General features: G+C 31.3%; 19 protein-coding genes and 1 pseudogene. 7 read left to right on the plus strand and 13 right to left on the minus strand.

All coding sequences use genetic code 11. The annotated features are described in order from the left end of the window. From E4T79_RS08980 to E4T79_RS08990, 4 genes are all read right to left on the minus strand, one after another. Positions 1-1,518, minus strand: a 1,518-nt coding sequence (locus E4T79_RS08980; RefSeq protein ID WP_135029593.1) for a recombinase family protein, incomplete at its 3' end; no start/stop codon positions are given. Positions 1,519-1,618: 100 nt separating this feature from the next. Next, complete coding sequence (locus E4T79_RS11120; protein ID WP_002837550.1) at positions 1,619-1,774, minus strand: hypothetical protein; 156 nt, start codon at positions 1,772-1,774, stop codon at positions 1,619-1,621. 542 nt (positions 1,775-2,316) lie between these two features. Beyond that, positions 2,317-2,727, minus strand: coding sequence for a sigma-70 family RNA polymerase sigma factor (locus E4T79_RS08985; protein WP_135029595.1), 411 nt, complete (start codon positions 2,725-2,727; stop codon positions 2,317-2,319). 269 nt (positions 2,728-2,996) lie between these two features. Next, the gene (locus E4T79_RS08990) at positions 2,997-3,512 is read right to left on the minus strand and encodes a hypothetical protein (protein WP_194183816.1); all 516 of its coding nucleotides are present in this window, start codon (positions 3,510-3,512) and stop codon (positions 2,997-2,999) included. Between the two features lie 194 nt (positions 3,513-3,706). Here E4T79_RS08990 and E4T79_RS08995 point away from each other — a divergent pair, with 194 nt between their 5' ends. From E4T79_RS08995 to E4T79_RS09020, 6 genes are all read left to right on the plus strand, one after another. Then, positions 3,707-4,108 carry a helix-turn-helix transcriptional regulator gene (locus E4T79_RS08995; protein ID WP_000852880.1) on the plus strand — a complete coding sequence of 134 codons (402 nt, stop codon included), beginning with the start codon at positions 3,707-3,709 and terminating at the stop codon, positions 4,106-4,108. A gap of 8 nt (positions 4,109-4,116) precedes the next feature. Beyond that, the gene (locus E4T79_RS09000; protein WP_135029597.1) at positions 4,117-4,665 is read left to right on the plus strand and encodes an ImmA/IrrE family metallo-endopeptidase; all 549 of its coding nucleotides are present in this window, start codon (positions 4,117-4,119) and stop codon (positions 4,663-4,665) included. Between the two features lie 8 nt (positions 4,666-4,673). Beyond that, positions 4,674-5,156: a hypothetical protein gene (locus E4T79_RS09005; protein WP_135029599.1), complete on the plus strand. Its 483-nt coding sequence runs from the start codon at positions 4,674-4,676 to the stop codon at positions 5,154-5,156. Continuing rightward, a complete protein-coding gene (locus E4T79_RS09010) occupies positions 5,149-6,231 on the plus strand; it encodes a virulence RhuM family protein (protein ID WP_006740584.1) in 1,083 nt (360 codons plus the stop codon). The genes E4T79_RS09005 and E4T79_RS09010 overlap by 8 nt, the downstream gene beginning before the upstream one ends. Before the next feature lie 169 nt (positions 6,232-6,400). Then, positions 6,401-6,757: a plasmid mobilization relaxosome protein MobC gene (mobC, locus tag E4T79_RS09015; protein ID WP_000013364.1), complete on the plus strand. Its 357-nt coding sequence runs from the start codon at positions 6,401-6,403 to the stop codon at positions 6,755-6,757. A 1-nt stretch (position 6,758) separates the two neighbouring features. Beyond that, positions 6,759-8,090 carry a relaxase/mobilization nuclease domain-containing protein gene (locus E4T79_RS09020; RefSeq protein ID WP_070431304.1) on the plus strand — a complete coding sequence of 444 codons (1,332 nt, stop codon included), beginning with the start codon at positions 6,759-6,761 and terminating at the stop codon, positions 8,088-8,090. A gap of 396 nt (positions 8,091-8,486) precedes the next feature. Here the strand turns inward: E4T79_RS09020 and E4T79_RS11350 are convergent. The 8 genes and pseudogenes from E4T79_RS11350 to E4T79_RS09065 all read right to left on the minus strand — a co-directional run. Next, positions 8,487-8,702: pseudogene (locus E4T79_RS11350) on the minus strand (recombinase family protein); the annotation flags it as partial. A 273-nt stretch (positions 8,703-8,975) separates the two neighbouring features. Further along, a complete protein-coding gene (locus tag E4T79_RS09030; protein WP_000420714.1) occupies positions 8,976-9,668 on the minus strand; it encodes an MBL fold metallo-hydrolase in 693 nt (230 codons plus the stop codon). Then, entirely contained in the window at positions 9,659-10,048 is a 390-nt protein-coding gene (locus E4T79_RS09035) for a cytidine deaminase (protein WP_001041171.1), read from the minus strand. Before E4T79_RS09035 ends, E4T79_RS09030 begins: the two co-directional genes overlap by 10 nt. Positions 10,049-10,093: 45 nt before the next feature. Continuing rightward, positions 10,094-10,618 carry a phosphotransferase gene (locus E4T79_RS09040; RefSeq protein ID WP_001176020.1) on the minus strand — a complete coding sequence of 175 codons (525 nt, stop codon included), beginning with the start codon at positions 10,616-10,618 and terminating at the stop codon, positions 10,094-10,096. A 216-nt stretch (positions 10,619-10,834) separates the two neighbouring features. Beyond that, the gene (gene erm(A), locus E4T79_RS09045) at positions 10,835-11,566 is read right to left on the minus strand and encodes a 23S rRNA (adenine(2058)-N(6))-methyltransferase Erm(A) (protein WP_000810833.1); all 732 of its coding nucleotides are present in this window, start codon (positions 11,564-11,566) and stop codon (positions 10,835-10,837) included. 733 nt (positions 11,567-12,299) lie between these two features. Continuing rightward, positions 12,300-13,949 carry a tetronasin resistance protein gene (locus E4T79_RS09055; protein WP_194183814.1) on the minus strand — a complete coding sequence of 550 codons (1,650 nt, stop codon included), beginning with the start codon at positions 13,947-13,949 and terminating at the stop codon, positions 12,300-12,302. Beyond that, positions 13,939-14,820: an ABC transporter ATP-binding protein gene (locus tag E4T79_RS09060; protein ID WP_070431247.1), complete on the minus strand. Its 882-nt coding sequence runs from the start codon at positions 14,818-14,820 to the stop codon at positions 13,939-13,941. The genes E4T79_RS09055 and E4T79_RS09060 overlap by 11 nt, the downstream gene beginning before the upstream one ends. 84 nt (positions 14,821-14,904) lie before the next feature. Then, positions 14,905-15,537 carry a TetR/AcrR family transcriptional regulator gene (locus E4T79_RS09065; protein WP_011528983.1) on the minus strand — a complete coding sequence of 211 codons (633 nt, stop codon included), beginning with the start codon at positions 15,535-15,537 and terminating at the stop codon, positions 14,905-14,907. 349 nt (positions 15,538-15,886) lie between these two features. Here E4T79_RS09065 and E4T79_RS11355 point away from each other — a divergent pair, with 349 nt between their 5' ends. Beyond that, positions 15,887-16,000 carry a hypothetical protein gene (locus tag E4T79_RS11355; RefSeq protein ID WP_017645383.1) on the plus strand — a complete coding sequence of 38 codons (114 nt, stop codon included), beginning with the start codon at positions 15,887-15,889 and terminating at the stop codon, positions 15,998-16,000. Positions 16,001-16,088: 88 nt separating this feature from the next. On the opposite strand, the gene E4T79_RS09070 is transcribed toward E4T79_RS11355, so the two are convergent. Then, complete coding sequence (locus E4T79_RS09070; protein WP_135029603.1) at positions 16,089-16,745, minus strand: DNA-binding protein; 657 nt, start codon at positions 16,743-16,745, stop codon at positions 16,089-16,091. Positions 16,746-16,785 lie beyond the last annotated feature (40 nt).

Genomic DNA, 16,785 nt, shown 5'->3' on the forward strand with positions numbered 1-16,785 from the left:
ATTAAAGACATAATTAATCTCATTATTTTCTCCGATTTCAATTCTATCTATAAAAGATACAATTGTTAGTCTATTTAGACTGCTTAAATCAGTGGGAACAATTTCGGAAACCAAACTGTCCTTGTTTTTAATCTTTTCTTGCAAGTTGGCAAGTATATTTTTCTTTGTAGCAATTTGTTTCTCTATTTCCCTGATCTTAATAAGATAATTTTTTCTAAATCTTTCAAACTCTTCAGAAGTTATAAGTTCATCTTCTAAGTCCATATATAAAGATTGTCTAAGTCTTTCATATTTTCTTTTTTCTGAGTTTAAGCTTTCAAAGTCAATATTAAATGTTACTTTCGATACATCTAACTTATTAACTTGACTTAGTAATTCATTGTATTTTTTCAAATAATCTTTAAGTGCAAAAAGAGTCATATCCAGTAGATAGTCTTCTTTTATACTATGTCTTGTGCAATCTCCTTTGTTATTATAGTGAGAACAAATATAAAAAATATTATATCCATTCTTGGACTTAACCTTTCTTCTAACCATTGAAGATCCACAATCTTTGCAATAAAGCATTCCTGATAAAATATGTGGTATATCTGCCGATTGCTTTACATCTCTAAGCATCATCTTATTAGCCAAAGCATAAATACTTTTTGAAATAATAGGCTTATGAGAGTCGTTTATTACAATCCAATCTTCTTCATTTACTTCCACTTCTCTCTTAGACTTGTAATTTAGTTTTCTAGTTTTTCCTTGTTCAAGCACTCCTATATAGACCTTGTTTGTAATAATCCTATTGACCATTTTTGCGTCCCATTTAGAGTCTTTAACAATAAAACCAGTAGTATGATTATCGCCAGAATTTTCTTTATGCTTAGATGGTGTTACACAACCTATGCTATTTAAAAAATCTGCAATAGCCTTAGACGAATAACCGTCTATCTTCATATTGAAGATTCTTTCAATTATGTGCGAAACTTCTGTATCAACGACTAACTTATGTTTGTTTTTGCTATCCTTCTTATAACCAAAAGGAGCAAATGCACCAATAAATTCACCATTCTTTCTTTTAATTTCTTTTGAAGATTTAACCTTCATAGAAATATCCCTACAATAAGAATCATTAATAAAGTTTCTTATGGGAAGAATTAGGTGTGTATCACTTACATCTGCATTTTCACTGTCATAGTTATCGTTTACGGATATAAATCTTATACCTTTTTCTGGAAATATCTTTTGTAGATATTTACCTGATTCGATATAATCTCTCCCAAAACGGGATAAGTCTTTCACAATAATTGTTTTGAACTTCTTCTCTTCAAGATCTTGAATCATCTTCTTAAATTTTGGTCTGTCAAAATTAGATCCTGAAAAGCCATCGTCTACATATTCAGCAACAACTTTAAAATCATTGTCCCTTGCATATGATTTGATAATCTGTCTTTGATTTGAAATAGAATTACTTTCTGTGCTATCTCCATCCTCTCTCGATAAACGAAGATACATACAAGCAAATTTTTCCATCACAAAACCTCCTTAATTTGTATTTGGGCAAATAGTCATTAAGGAGTTCTTCTACCACTTATATTTTACCGCACCCAAGTTTTTAAGTCAGCACCCCAGCTTATAGTCTTATACAAGCTCTACATAAATAAAGTTCTACAATATCTAGTAAGTCGAGGGACTCTTTATCACTTTGAGTGTAAGTAATTTTTTTAGAATAATCTTCTTTTGATATTTGCTCTTTAGGTTTATATTTCTTCTTTTCTTTTGTATTCATAGGTTTTACCTCACAGTATAAAATTAAAGTTTTTTGACATTGACAAGTGCCTTGGATTAGCAACATAGGAATCTCACCTCCGCCTCTGTTCAGGATGAGCCGGCTTCAACCTTAGAAGTATCATTATCCTCATTTTCTTCATAGCGAATAGGGTATCCCTCCCTATATTCAAACTCTTACTTATCGCTCCCTTTCTTCTTCCCTTGTTTTTAGCTTAGCAGTACTTGTTTTGCCGAATTATTCAGCAGAAAGATCTTGGCGGATAGGTTATTACGCTCCAAAAATGATTAATGTCTTGTCTTGGTCTATTCAATTGTTAAGGTTCAAAATTTATCGAGAGCTATTAATCTTTTTAAAATTTGACCATCAAAAAATTTTTATCTTGATGAAACAAAATTGTTTAAAATTACCCTCTTATACTTAACAGTGAAAAGAAGTCTTTCTTGGTAACCAATTTTCAAAAATAAATTTGGTTAAATAAAAAGGTCCAATTCCCACTGTATAAGTAACAGTAAAAATTAGACCCTCTTGGCAACTGTCATCTAAAAGTCTTCCAACATTTCCTTTAATTTTTCTAAAACTTTATTACGCCTTTTAATAACGGCTGGATGAGAAATATTCAGTTTAGCAGCTACTTCTCTAATTGTTTCTTCTTTATAAAAAAGACTTTCTATCAAATCCCTTTCAACAGGGTTGAGTTTAGAAATAGCTCTTCTTACTTCTTCAATCATTTCCTTTGTTTCGATAATTTTTTCAACATCAAATTCCAGATCTTTTAAATTTTCTTCGAAGTTTCCATCATGATCATAGGAACAAAAAAAGAAACAGTTATTCAACCTGTCTCTTCTCATTTGATATTTCTCTTTATTCAGTTCACTATGGTAAGCAAGATATACTTCTTTGCTAACAACTACTTTCTTTCCTTCTACAAATAAATAATATTCTTTGTCCATTAATTTTTCCTCCTTGTTGACTTGAATTTCTATTATTTAAAAATGAAATTCAGACAAGGAGGACTTCTAATTCTTTGCATATATACTCCTGGGCATAAAAAAAGACCGAAAGAAAATAAATTCTTTCAGTCAATAAATGCCAATATTAAATTTAGGTGCAGATCAACCATCATGGATATTATATATGCACTTAAGTACACATAAAATTCGTATATGGTACTTTTTTCATTCGGAAATAGTACGCAATAAGTTCGTCATAAATTAATTTCTTAGATGTTCATTATTTCTTCAATGCTACGACCGTCTTCAAGTTGACTAATGGCAGTCGGTAAAGTATATCCCCAAATTATTACACCAACCAATGCAATTGCTTCCTTTTTTCTTTGATAATAAGCAGTTCTCTCTAAAGATACACTTCTCATACAAGCTTCATCAGTAATCTTTTTTTCAGAAATGTAGTAGTTATAAATAATCTTATGATAGGTTTCCCCATATTCTGGATAAACTTTTAACCTAACACAGGCATCATAAATTATTAAAAGCATAAGCTTACTATCCATTACATTGGAAACTATATTATTAAACTTTTCTTCAACTTTTTCTGGAGCAAATGTAGAAAGATACAAGTAAGCAGATTCTGAAGTTGACCCATAGTTTTCTTTACTCTCAAACATCATAAAATTTGCCCTGCTATCTACTGCCCAGGTAACTTGTCTATATAAACTTAAAATAAGTTTTGCAGCTGAACTGATCTCTTCAAATTTCAAGTTGCTATCTGCATACATGTTCATTATATTCTTTAAAGTTTTACTTATTCTCAATCTAATCACCCCAATACAACTTATTTACAAACTTGAATGTTTGTGCTATAATATGAATATAAGTTCAGTTTGTATTATATCTCAAATTGAAAAATAATTCAAGCACTATTGTTCGTATTAAAAGTTATAAATGCACATTAGTACAGGAGGTTAAAATTATGGCTTTTGCGGATAGATTAAAGGATTTTCGTGAAAAAGAAAAGTTAAGTCAAGCAGATTTTGCAAAGATGATAGGAATAAGTACAAGAACTCTTGTACATTATGAAGACGGAGAAAGATACCCAAGAGATGTCGAGGTTTACAAAAAAATAGCTGAAGTTATGGACTGTGATTACAATTACCTTCTAGAAGAAAGTGACGAGTTTTTAAATAGAGTTTATAACATGGGTGGCAAAAGAGAATTAGAAAAAGCTAGAGCATTAACAGAAGGTCTAAGCTCTTTATTTGCAGGTGGAGAAATATCTGATGAAGATAAAGATGCTGCTTTTGAAGCTATTACTCGTGCTTATTGGGAGGCTAAAAGAGAAAACAAGAAATACGGTCGTAAGAAAAAAGATTAGGTGATTTTATGAGCATGAATCGCTATATATATGATAAGGTTAATCGACTTATAAAAAAATATAAGACACGAGATCCTATCGAATTAATAGAAGCTTTGAATATTAACCTGGTATATCTACCTGAAACAAAAATACTTTTAGGAATGTACCATTATATTCAAAGGAACAGATTTATTTTTATCAGTAGCAACACAAATTTTAATAGAAAGACTATATTAGCACATGAATTAGGTCACGATCAACTTCACAGAGATTATTGTATGAGTGGTGGAGCTTTTCATGACCAGACAGTGCTAAACCCTACAAATAAATTTGAAACTGAAGCTAATATTTTTGCAGCTCATTTATTAATAAGTGATGAAGATGTCTTCGATAATATCAATGATCAAGTTTGTGATTATGAAATTGCTGGACAATTAGGTGTGGATATAAATTTACTAAATTTAAAAATTTCTGAGTTAGCAAAAATGGGCAAGTTTAATAAACCAATTAATGTTAATACACCTCAGGGAGATTTTCTTAAAAACTATCGCCCTGAACATGATGATTATTATTAGGAGACTCTATGGGAATTTTTATTGCAGGATATATTCTATTAATACTTTCTGGAATAGTTTTCTACTATCTCATCACTACCTACTCTGTAAAAATCTCAGCATTTTTGATTGATTTTATAGTTGTAGGTTTAGGATTTTATATATCCATAAAAGATAAATTAGATAACAAATTAGCTATTCCCCTTTCAATTACAGTAGTAATAATTTATGGAATATTGCTAGTTTTAATAAATCGAAAGCTACCAAAGGTTAGCAGGTTTTTAAACTATATAATTGCTTTTATAGGATCATCAGTCGCCCTATGGTTGGCACTTGATTTTATAACAAACGCTCTAGCCGCTTTTAAAATAATAGGTCAAACTTATCATCAATTACCAATAACAAAAAATATGATGATAAATTCCTTTATACATTATTTAATTGTATTCTTGATTAGTATTCCAGTGTTTAAAGGTAGAATGAAATTTATACTTGGAGGAAATTATGAGTAAAGAAATGGATAAAAATAAAGACAAAAATCATGATAAAAAAGAACTTCAAATTAGATCATCTGCTGCTGAATACTTGACTTTTATTGCAGCTAATGGTGATGATGGGGAAGCTATAGAAATTAGATATGAAGATGAAAATATTTGGCTAACACAAAAGATGATGGCAACACTTTATGATGTTAGTGTCGCCACAATAAATGAACATCTTAAAAAAATCTATGCCGATAGTGAATTACAAGAAGAAGCAACTATTAGGAATTTCCTAATAGTTCAAAAAGAAGGTTCTAGAAATGTTTCAAGGGAAACAAAACACTATAATCTACAAGCAATTATTGCAGTAGGATTTAAAGTAAATAACGAACGTGCAGTCCAATTTAGAAAGTGGGCAAACCAAATTGTAAAAGATTTTACAATTAAAGGTTGGGCAATGGATGATGAAAGGCTCAAGAATTCTGGTACAAAACTTACCAAGGATTATTTCGAAAAATTACTTGTAAAAATTCGTGAGATTCGATTATCTGAGAGAAGATTCTATCAAAAAATCACAGATATTTATGCCACTTCTTTAGACTATGATCCATCTGCAAAAGCAACAAAAAGATTTTTTGCCGCTATTCAAAATAAATTACACTATGCCATTCATGGAAAAACTGCAGCTGAATTAATTGTAGATAGAGCCAATCACAAAACTAAAAATATGGGACTTACTACTTGGGAAGGCTCACCAGATTCAAAAATTCATAAATATGATGTAGTTGTTGCAAAAAATTATCTAAACGAAGAAGAATTAAATCAAATGCAAAGAATTGTTTCATCTTATTTAGACATGGCAGAACTACAAGCAGAAAGACATATCCCGATGACAATGGAAGATTGGGAAAAAAGATTAAATGGATTTTTACAATTATGGGATAAAGAAATCTTAAACGATGCAGGAAAAGTATCTGCAGCTCTTGCAAAAAAGCACGCAGAAAGTGAGTTTGAAAAATATAGAATTATACAAGATAGACTCTACAAAAGTGATTTTGATAAGTTCCTAGAACTCGAGGATAATACTAAAGATTTAGAAGAATAACTTAATATACGCTTAACGCTTATAACTTTAATAGCAAGCACAGTAAGTGTACGGACACTTACGAAAAAATTAATGGAGCAGCCCTTTACGGAATGCTCCATTTTTTTAATTTTTACCTTGTTAGGGAGAACCCTAAGACCCCAAAATATATTTTATAAAGGAGAATAAAATGGCAAATAGATTTAGAAATGAAAGAATAGAAATAAAATTAACTAAGGAAGAAAAGGAAGTTTTTGAAAAGAAAATGAAACTTGCAAATTGCAAAACCATGTCCCACTTTCTTAGGAAATGTGTATTAGAAAAAGAAATTTATGTTGTAGATTTAGAACCATTTAGAAACTTACAATGGCTACTTTCAAATGCAACAAATAATATAAACCAGATCGCCAAGGCTACTAATACAACTGGTGTTATTTACAAAAATGAAATTGAAGCAATGAATAAAGAAATAGAAAAATTATCAAGAGAAATATGGCAGATTCATTCCCTACTTCTTAATAAATCAAAAGAAAGTTCTGGTGATTAATATGGCAATTACAAAAATACATCCTATAAAATCAACTCTAAATTTAGCAATAGATTACATTACTAAGAGCGAAAAAACTGATGAAAAAGTCTTAGTATCTTCATTTAAATGTCACCCATCTACTGCCCATATTCAATTTATGAAAACACGAGAAGATAACGATACTAAAGGTACAGTTTTGGCTAGACATTTAATCCAATCTTTTCTACCAGGAGAGGTTGATCCTATAAAAGCTCACGAAATAGGAATGGAATTATGTAAGAAAATTTTAAAAGAAGATTATGAATTTGTTCTTGCAACTCATATAGATAGAGGACATATCCATAACCATATTATTTTTAATAATGTAAATTACAATACTGGTAAATGCTACCAATCTAATAAAAAATCTTATCATAAAATCAGGTTTCAAAGTGACGAATTATGTAAAGAAAATAAGCTTTCAGTCATTGATAAATACTATGAAGCTTACAAGAGAAAATATAAAACTGCTGGTAAATCTTGGTACGAATATGAGCAAAACAAGAAAGGAAATTCCTGGAAATCTAAACTGCAATTTGATATAGATAGAATGATTAACAGGTCTAACTCGTGGGAAGAATTTTTAGAAAATATGAAGGCTCTTGATTATGAAATTAAGTTCGGTAAACACATTGCTTTTCGCCATAAAGATAAGCAAAGATTTACAAGAGCAAAGACTATCGGAGAAGATTATAATGAAGAAAAAATCAAAGAAAGAATAGATTTTGCTATCAAAAATAAAGCTAATCCTATTAAAAAGCGAGTAGGAAATGTTATTGATATATCTACTAATAAAAAAGCTCAATCCTCTAAAGGTTACGAAGTTTGGGCAAGAAAACATAATATCAAAACAATGGCAGATTCAATAATTAAATTAAGAGAACAAGGAATTAATTCAATTACCCAGCTTGATGATCTAATCAAAAAATCTGCTGATGATAGACAAGACTTGTTAGATAAAATAAAGAAATTTGAAGCTGAAATGAGGAGCTTATCTCAAGATATGGAAAATATAAATACTATAAATAAGTATCGTGAAATCTATAAATACCACAAGAAAAATCCTGAAGATAAGCAATTTGCAGAAGAATATTATAGTGAACTTTCTGTTTATAAAATAGCCGCTAAAGAAATTTTAGAAAACTATAAAAAGCTTCCAAGCACAAAAGAAATACTATCAAATCTCGATAAATTGCAAGAAAAAAAGAACACCCTTATGCAAGAGTATTCTTTGAATAAAGAACAATTTTCTGACCTTGTTCAGTATAGGAAAAACTATGAAAATTATTATGGAAAGGAAGTGGAGAGATAAAAAGCTATAAGCGGATAAACTTATAGCTTTTTTAAAATTATTTACAAATTTTTATTCTAAACTTATTATCTTACTTAAAGAGATCCTACTAGATGACTAGCAAACATTGCTATAGGAAGTAATAAGATAAAAAGGACATTTAATGCCATAAAAAACCTATCTTTTTCCCTTACCCCAAGTATTAAACCTACTAGTCCAATAATTGGACAGACAAGCATGTGAGAATAAGCAATAAATACGCATCTCATAATTTATTATATCATTTTTTATAAAAGAAAAAACAGCCCACAAAAAGCTGTTTAAATCCTCTAATTGAACAAGTTATGATACTAGAACTGTAAACATTACATAGGAAGTAATAAGAGTGTTGGTAATTTAACACTATAAATAACTTGTTTTTTTCTTTCCTCTATTATTCCATGCTATTCTCCTGTAAATATCCCCACATATAGAGCAGTAGACAATACTTGAAAGGGCGTATTTACTGGAATAGATTCTTCTTTTCCCTTTGCCACTTACCATATTAGCTCGTCTATCCATTTCTTCTTAGACTTGCATGAAGATTTCTTTTGGTATGATCGCTTCGTGGCTATTTTCTATATAATATTGAGGTTCTTGATCCTCAATTTATTCTTTAATTATAATTAAGATATTTATCTAAATAGAAAAATGGCTTTTAGGATTTCTTCTAAAACCCCAAAAACCATTAATTTCAACACTTTTATAGCCTATTATCTTATTTTCCTTGACATCAATACCACCGTCTCCACATGGCTTGAGAGGATAGAATGAATGTCATTTGAGTGTGTCCGTTCTCGGGAACATATCCACTGCGTTTTTGGGGCTATCGGTAGACGGGAACATATCAATACACCTCATGGATTATTATTTTAGAATGGATTTTAAGTAATCTAATAAATCTGATTTAGTTAGAGGCTCTGCATGACTTAAAATACAATACTTACAGTCGAAACTTTCTATCAAATTTGTTAATGACATTAATTTTTCTTTATCCATATACCCATCATTGTAGAAATCCTCGCTTGTTGAATCTCCCAAGAACAATATTTTTTCCTCAGGAATATAGATAAGCACCGTATCTTCCGAATGGGGTGAAACCGTATGAAAAATCATTGCGGTTATTCCACCGAGATTAAGGGTAAGCTCTTTTTCAAATTGGATATCCGATAGAACGGCAATAATTCTTTTATTATCTACATATTCTCTAGCTAGGCACTCATCATCATTTATCAAAAATTTTATATATGCACTGTCAGATAGTTTGGCTCTTTCCTGTTTCAAAAACTCGTTGGTTTTATGGTGTGCAATGGACAATCCGTGAATTTTATGCATTCCAAAGGTATGGTCCCAGTGCCAATGAGTGATGACAGTAAAATCTGGCTTCTTTAGGTTCTCGATTTCTAGGGATTTATAAAATTCATCAACATGGTCTGCTGAATTTCCTGCATCAATGGCAAGTGCAATTTTATCTCCATTTAAGTATGCCAACATAGGCCTATCAGTTTCTGGTTGATGTGGATAATAAAAAACCCTGCTAGTTATCTTTTTCAGTTCCATTTGCCATCCCACCTTTCTGGTAATAAATCTTTCAGCAACACTTCTTCCATTTCAGGTAATACAATTTGGGTCTCTATATTTTGATTATCTATCTGTGCAATAAACTCTCTGCACCTTCCACATGGTGGAAGTATACTCCCATCTTCAAATACAGCGATAATCCTTTTGATTGCAGTTTCATTGTTCTTTACCATTTCAGCAATAGCTGACTGTTCAGCGCATAAGCCAATAGAACAGGGCAAGTCAATGCATATTCCTGTAAAGATGTTACCGCTATTTGTCTCCAACGCGCACGCAACATGCCCTGAAGTTCCAAAGTTCCGTAACTTTTTATGATTAATTATACTGAAAGCAATTTGATATAATTCTTGTTTATTCATTTTCTTCTCCAATATTATTTAGCTTAATAATACGTTATTCTTTTTTCAAAACACTAAGTTATTCAGTTCACCATCAAGAACTTTTATAGTTTCATTTCTTTCCTTATCCTCTTGATTGTCATATAAAAGTTGTTCAATAAACTCCCATATATCTTCTAGTTTACGTCTAATATGATAGAATAACAAAGCATCCGTATTGATTAAAAAATCTTTGTGTAATTTCAGGTATATGTTCATAAATACATCATAATATGGCTTATCAACAAAAAACATGAGATCAGCTTTTACTGGAGCCAATTTCAAGCCTTCCCAGTCAATTAGAACTAACTGCTCATCCCGTTGCATCAAGTTCCAATTATGAATATCTGTATGGCATAGGGCCATTTTAGGATTACTTCGTCTTAGAATCTCCGACAGTCCTTCAACTCTGTCAATAGATTGTTCAAGGGGTTTTATGTGTGCCCCAAGCAAGCATTTTAAGTCCATGGGAAGACTGGCGCATTCTTTACGCAATACTTGTTTTAGCTGTTTCAGAAATGGCAAGCTAAAATCTTCCCTAATTAGTTGCACATATACCTACTATATCAATAAATTTTGAGTTATCATTGACTATATTAGTTGCTATTATCAGAATAGTCGTCGATAACTATATTTTCGTGCAAATATGCAAATAAGTAAAATCATAGTTATGTTATATCATAATAATTGAAAATAATAGAATGCATTTTTCAATGTAATAAGATTAAGCGTTCTCTTAAAGTTAGAGAACGCTTAATTATTTTTAATTTATTGAAATAATTTGTAACTATTGAAAACAGACAAAAATTGTTCATTGGATAATTTATCAAGATCAGTAACATTCGCATGCTTCAGCACCTGTCTTAATTGATTTTTAGTAAAAAGAACATGATATTCCCTGTTTACCCATTTATAAACGAAAAATCTATACTTTTTGTAGTCCTTCTTTAAAATAAATGGTTTATGCCTTTCAAGTACAATCAATACAGAATCTACATTAGGCTTAGGGTGAAAATATGCTCGTGGCACTTTTTTAAGAATTTTTATATCCATTTCCACCATTAACAGCAAACCCAAAGCTCGTTGGGTATTTTGCAACCTTTTAGCAAATCCCCTCTCTACAATAAGGTAGCTATATTTCGCTTGACTATCAAAAGCAATCTTTTTTACAATATCAGTACTAATATTGTAGGGAATATTACCAAATATTTTATAGTCTGTATTTTTAGGAAAGCTAAACTTCAAAATATCCTCATGAATAACTTTTATATTCTGAAAAGGTTCAACTGCTTTTTTCGTGGCATGACATAAACCTTCATCAATCTCTATAGCATTCACCCGTTGACTCATTTCCACAAGTTCCTTGGTAAAATGTCCTTTTCCTGACCCAATTTCTATTATTTTATCTTGTTTATTGATATTCGTATATTTTAATATTTCCTTTACATGCTTTTTAGATGTAATGAAATTTTGCGTATTTTTCGGGTTTTTCTGTTTCATTATAACCTTCTCCTTGCCGGTTATAATGAACTAATCTTAAGAGCTCATTATAACCAATTATTTTTGGTTTGGTTGATAATGAAATCTCTCAATAACAAATATAGAAAACATACCCATACCTTTACCTCCTTTAATTTTTTTCATTATAAATGAGATAAAGTAATATCTACTACTGCAATACATGTACACATATTTAACTCCTCCTTATGCAACTGATTATATCACTTTTAATTTCTCTATTCAATAAAGTTCTGTGCTAATCTACCTCACCCTATGGATTTTTAATCCCGAAACATCAAATGTCATCTGTCAAATGCCCTATTTAAAAGGGTCAAAAAACGGTATTTTTTAGCCTGTTTTTGACCCAATTTTCGTACTCAAACCACTACATGTTGTGGTTGACTCCTATTATTCCTTGTCCAAACCACAATACGTCATCAGAATTGCTGCTTCAACGTGGGACGAGTTGATAGAATTGATGTATTTATGATTTTTAGCGAAACTGTTGTATATGGGAACATATCGACTAATTTGTACGTTCGTGGGAACATAACGACTAGCTTTCTAATGGTCGCCAAAAGAATCGAAATATAATTCTAGTTTAGAATACTTCTATCCTTATCAAATATATGAAACTGTAATAATAAAATTTAATTGCTTTCATCGACTAATGTTAAAACCTACAACACAAGAATTTAAATCATTAGATTACACTATTTACTATTCAATCAATTTAAGCTCCTTCATTCATATCCCTTCTACTATACCCCAAGAAACCTATTACTATTAAAGCAATGCTAATTATAGTAACTGTAAGAAAAACTGATGCTTCAAAATCATCCATTGGCATTTGAGGCATCCAACTTTGTATAGCAGTATTTAAAAACCATTCCGGGAGGTCTATTAAGCCGCTAAAAAAATTTAATAAAAAAGAGAATGTAAGATAAATATACACTATTTTACCTAGTTTAGGTGCCCATCCAAGAGCTAACGCTGCCAGACCTATAAAGAATAAAACAGTAGGGAAAAGGTTAAAGCCAGCAGCAAAAAAGTCAACTATATCCATCTCTCCGCTATTCCCCATCGCAGAGATAGCAGTACCTCCAAGACAACCTGCTGCTAATAAAACTCCTAATAATCCGCTTAATATCGATAACCCTATACTAGTCCAATATAATTGACTGCGGGTTACTTTTGTTGCATAAATCTGACTTAAGTGTAATCGTCTTTCTTCAGAAAAGAGTTTATTTACAATCGCAATTGGTAGAATGGAAACTAAACCAATCAAAACCATCATAACTGTGCCTGTGAATGATTCTTCAATAGAAAATCCTGTATGAGAAAACATTTGTTTCATCATTTCATTACTTTCTAGGAATGTCTGCATATCTCCATAAATCGAACCATAGGCAGCACCCATAACAACATATGCGATTAACCAACTAATAATGACACCTTTATTAATATTTATAAATAATCCTCGGACGGACAGCAAAGACTGCTTTGCACTTTCACGCCCTTCTCTTTGCGGTAAATATCCAGCCCCCATATCGCGGCCACCTTCAAGTGAAAAAGCTATGAACACCACTATTATACTGAAAATTAAAGCAAAAATAAGTGGAAACCAATTATTATCTGTAAAAGGAAAAGTTAAATATGTCCAGCCCAAAGGATTCATCATAGATAAGTCAACATTGGAGATATCTGTTCCAGCACGAACAATGTATAGTAATCCTACAATTCCTAATGATGATCCTGTTGCAGCCGATGACGTGGGCATAATTTGTGCCATTATTAGAGCAATCCCAGCACCAATAATCCCTGCCATTCCAATTGATGCCCCGTATAACACGGAACCCAAAATAGAAATCGTATCGGCACCGAAACTTATCATTACTCCTGCAATAAAAAGTGCTAGTATAACATTGATAAAGACTATCTCTGCTATTGCTGCAAGAGAATTTGCTTGACGACCTATTTGAAAGGAACGCAGTAGCTCATTAAGGCCAAGATCTTCTTCTTTACGAGTATGACCTATCACGTGTAAAATAGACATTATCATCGCAAACAAACCACAAAACAACAACATTTCATTTGCATACATTGCTCCTAAGGTATAATCAGCTCCTGTTTCAACTGGAGTCGGCCCTACCATAGATATCATTGCAGGGTTTTTCAAAGTTTCGAACATTCCGACTAAACCTTGCCCTTTTGCTATTTCTTTGAAAGCTGGAACAAATCCAGCCGAAAACATGCCAAGTCCCAATACCCATATAATAATTTTTTTCCAATCTCGTTTTAAATACTGTAAAAACAATGTGTCCCAACGAGCAAATTTTTCTTTCATAATAATTTTTCCACCTTCCCACGGTTTAGCTTTCATAATGACGCATAAACAAATCTTCAAGTGTTGGCGGTATAGATTCAAACCTTGTGACACCTAATTTGCTAGCTTCAATTAAAATACTATTGAGATATTGATTATCGACAGAGAATGTTGCTTGGCTATCATTTTGAACAAAATCATGTACTCCATCTACAAAAGCCATTTTTGATACGTCTCCACTTGTCACTAAAGTGACAGTAGACCTAGTTAAATGTCGTAATTCATCAAGGGTTCCAGTTTCAACAATTTCACCTTGGCGTATAATTACAACCTTATCTGCTAATCGTTCTACCTCACTTAAAATATGGGAGGACAATAAAATAGCTTTACCAGATGCTTTAATTTTTTCAACTTCTTCTTGGAAAACTTGTTCCATTAGAGGATCAAGACCAGATGTTGGTTCATCAAAAATATATAAATCAGAATCAACAGATAATGCTGCAATCAATCCAACTTTTTGACGATTTCCTTTTGAATATCCTTTGGCTTTTTTCTTAGGGTCTAATTCAAAACGTTTAATTAAATAATCGCGCTTTTCTTTATCTCCACTACCATGTAATTTAATGAAGAGATCGATAATTTCTCCTCCCGTTAAAGATTCCCAAAGGGCAACATCTCCAGGGACATAAGAAATTCGCTTATGAATTTCAAAGCTATCCTTCCAAACATCCTTACCGAATATCTCGGCAATACCAGCATCACGTTTTATAATTCCTAATAGTGCACGAATAGTTGTAGATTTCCCAGCACCATTAGGACCAATAAACCCAACCACTTCCCCCGATTTTATCGTGAACGAAACGTCACGCAATGCTTGAAATTTACCAAACTTTTTTTGTAATCCTTGTACTTTTACTATATCGGTCATAATATAGACACACTCCTTTAAAATTTTTTTAGATAAAAATCTAAAGCTATTATATTTTCATTTCAATACACCTTTAATTTAGTTTTATTTATAAAAGCTATATTTCAGTAATTCGGCATAAACGTTCCACTCTTCTAGATATTTCTCTCCAAATCTACCAATATCATCAAAGGTAAACAATTCCTTTAGTCCTTTCTCTCCTACACCAAACATCGTCCAATTCAAAATCTCAATTGCTTTTTCAATATCAACTCCTTCCCTGAATTTAGAGTAATCAATGTCTTTATATAATTTATTTATGGCTTGATTATAGATTGGATTGAGCCTTTGTTTAATGATATCCTTTACTTCTACAGACTCCTCTTGTTTAGTTGATGCCAAGAATTCAAATGCCTGTGGGTACTTTTGTTGAACATAGAACTTTTGTAAAGCAACTCTTTCGATTCTTTTAAATAAATCAGTTTCAGACAAATCAATTTCTTCATTTAGATTCACGATTGCTTTACTACTATACTCAATCAAGTACAAGTAAAGATCCTTTTTACTGTTAAAATAGTTAAACAGCGAGCCTTTTGAAATATTAGCTCTTTTTACAATTTCGTTAGTAGATGCTTTTTCAAAACCATTTCGAACAAATTCTTTTATAGCTGCGTTAATAATTTGCTTTTGTTTTTCTGGTTTTAAGTTATTAAATTTTGAATAAATGATCAAAACCACCTTTCTTTATAAACCGATGACCCAACTAGTCATTTAGAGTATATCAAAATTGACCGATCTAGTCAATATGAAATGAAGCAATTAAAAATAACATATACTTAAAAATAATATTCATTTACATCCATCTACATAATATGATAAAAATAAAAATTCACCTTTGTTAGATAGGTATTTTTTAAGCTTTAGCATTGCTCTTTACGTAAATTCACCTCAAAGCCTGATTATGTTTCATTTGATAAGATAGGATGTGAGATTCCTTAAACTCTTATCATCTAGAATTGATAAGGAATCAATAATTTTAACAATGAATTTGAACTTTGAAAGATGGGAGTAGGTTTTTAAAGATTCTATGCTTACTGGGGCTATCGTTGATAGACTTGCTCATAGAGCCCATATTATGGATATGTCTAGGGAGAAAAGTTATCGGATGGAAGATACAGTAGAGTGGTCAAAAAATATATGAAATATATTTAAAACGCCTTTCCCCTATTACGTCATTATACAACCTATATACATATAAAAAATAAAGGCAGTCCGTAGACTGCCGATATTTATCTCTCTGTACCTTTGCTGTGGTCTTTCTTATTTGACTTAGCTTTGTCATCTGTCTTAAAGCTTTTTATTTGCCCTAATATTGACTTTTTATCCTTGTATTGACTCTTTACTTGCTCTTTTGCTTTTAAGAGCTTAGAAGAGAAAATACGAACGTTTTTATGTTCCTTTCCGTTGTTGTCAATACTTATTTTTACTTGTCCGAAGATTTTAACAAAATCTCCTTGATTTAGGTTCTCTAAATCTTTTGTCTTATCTCCATATGCTGAACAATTTGTATATACCTTATTCCCATCGTCATCTTTAGAGACAATAGAAAAATTACTTACTTTGAACTTTTCTCCATTGGCATTTTCTCTTTCAAGATTTTCTACTTCGCCAGCTATATTACCCGCGAGATTTATGAGGTCATCTTTTTCTTCAATGTCAATAACATTTTCAACAATCTTACCTTGTTCTTTCATATCATCAATCATATAGTCAAAGTCATCATTTAATAGACCTGTTGTGTCTTTGATCATAAATAAAACATAGACTTCTTCAAGTGCCTTTTCATCATTAACGCCTTTTTCTATACTCACAAGTGCTTTTATAAAATCCTTGTAATTATCATTCATCATTTCTTCTAAGTTTTCTCTAATATCTTTGTATTCCATAATTTCCTCCTTGTACTAAATAAGGAGAGCCTTTCGCCCT

Source organism: Streptococcus sp. LYSM12 (assembly GCF_004569635.1).
In the GTDB taxonomy this organism is placed as follows: domain Bacteria; phylum Bacillota; class Bacilli; order Lactobacillales; family Streptococcaceae; genus Streptococcus.